The organism is SAR324 cluster bacterium, from assembly GCA_029245725.1.
Lineage (GTDB): Bacteria > SAR324 > SAR324 > SAR324 > NAC60-12 > JCVI-SCAAA005.
In genome coordinates, this window is record JAQWOT010000080.1 from 1 (window position 1) to 1,669 (window position 1,669).

Sequence of the window (1,669 nt, forward strand, 5' to 3'; positions counted from 1 at the left end):
GGCAGAATCAGCACCAGCTTACGCTCCTGTTTCCAAGCTCCATTGGGTTGCTTTCGTGGTGGCTGGGTCATTCGCTTAAAAAGCCCCAGTTGCTCTAGGCGTTCTAGACGCCTCTGCACTGTGGCTCTACTGCATTCCCACAGTTTGATCAGATAGTTGTCGGCAAGTTTGAGTAGGAGTGATCGACGGGTCAGGAAGATCTTGACCAGAGCTTCCACATCAAGGCGTATTCTACGTGGTAGATCTTGCAGGTAGGTCTTTAGATGGACAGTACGTTTTGCCCAGAGTTGGGCTTTTGATTGTTTGCGGTGAGTTTGTTGTGAACTTGGCATCCTGCCTCCTCATTGGGTTTGAGGAGGAAGCGCATGTTTTCTGGGCTTTGCTGTCAGAAAACGATGAAAATCATAAGGAATTTCATCAAGATCTTGCGGAATTGGCCTAGATATTCCATGCTATCCACTGTCACCATGACACTGGATATGCCGGATTTCATAGACTTCACTCGCCAAAGTATCGGTCTACGCTATCCGGCTGCTTCCTCTTCCGAATCAGCTTTCCTCCGCTCCTGCAGATTCCAGCTTCTCAGTTAAAAGAATTCTAATTTAAGACAAGCAACAAATCTTCCTTTTGTTCTGGTACCATCAAAGTTCCCTCTGGTTTCAGAATCTCAACCCTATAATTTCAACTACAAATACTCGGTGAACAATGAACGGTTTTGACTTGGTAGCTCTTTTATTTCTGGCTGTCGCAGCTATGACTGGCGCATCAATCATCACGATGTTTGCCTACTTTAGAGTCTTGGGCAGAAAAAGAAATGAACTACCTGACTATAAAAAGCGCAAAGACGTCTACAACGTTGATCCTGCGCTGGCCCACGGACACCATGAGCCTCACGTGTGAGAGGCTTCCACACTCCTCAGAGGTAGTTTAATTACTTACCTTCTAGTGTTGCTGCCTCGGTGGTCTCCCGAATTAACTCTTTGATAATGTCAAAGCCTGCTACTTCTGACTGTCCAGCTATCAGGTAACCATCCTCAAACACTTCCTGTAGTTCAGGATCTGCACGTAATTCCTGAACCAGTTCTTCCCACTGACCCTGCTGCCCAATTCCACGAGCCTGATCAGCAATTTCCTGCTTTTCTGCCAGTGTCAGTAGTTGTTTGCGCTGCTTACCTGTCTCTAGAATTTCATCAATTGTTATCGGCATAGTGCCTCCAGATGATTGATGTTCACAGCTTTTGATTGCTGCACAACTGTAGATCTATCCAAGCCATTTCACAATTCTCAGTCACTAAGACATCAAGGCTAACCGCACAACATCACCAATCTGGATCTGCCCACCTTGAATAATCTTAGCCGTGATGCCTCCATGCCCACGCATACTATTGTAGCCCCCTGCTCCTAAATTCTCTTCCATTCGGCTACAAGGAGCGCAAATTCCTGTGGTTTCCAGCAATACTTCTCCCACCTGAAATTGCTGTTGTTTCAAGGCCAGCAGGTTGATGCCAGAAACCACAATGTTTCGACGCAGCAGTTCCGGTAGAATTTCACTCTTGCCCAATATTCGAGCCACCACATCCATGTGTTCCTGCTGGATAAGCGTTACTTGTCGTTTGCCGGTACTCGACTTCTTAAAGTGATCACCCTCGAGCCCTGTGTCTGAGTTGGC

Annotated in this window: 4 protein-coding genes; 1 reads left to right on the forward strand and 3 read right to left on the reverse strand. The window is 46.8% G+C overall.

Features of this window, described 5'->3' with window-relative positions:
• On the reverse strand, positions 1-332 hold a 332-nt coding region (locus P8O70_03485), incomplete at its 3' end, for a hypothetical protein (protein ID MDG2195945.1).
• Positions 333-705: 373 nt separating this feature from the next.
• On the opposite strand from P8O70_03485, the gene P8O70_03490 reads away from it, so the two are divergent.
• Positions 706-900: a hypothetical protein gene (locus P8O70_03490; protein ID MDG2195946.1), complete on the forward strand. Its 195-nt coding sequence runs from the start codon at positions 706-708 to the stop codon at positions 898-900.
• A gap of 31 nt (positions 901-931) precedes the next feature.
• On the opposite strand, the gene P8O70_03495 is transcribed toward P8O70_03490, so the two are convergent.
• A complete protein-coding gene (locus P8O70_03495; GenBank protein MDG2195947.1) occupies positions 932-1,207 on the reverse strand; it encodes a hypothetical protein in 276 nt (91 codons plus the stop codon).
• Between the two features lie 84 nt (positions 1,208-1,291).
• On the reverse strand, positions 1,292-1,669 hold a 378-nt coding region (locus P8O70_03500; protein MDG2195948.1), incomplete at its 5' end, for an MOSC domain-containing protein.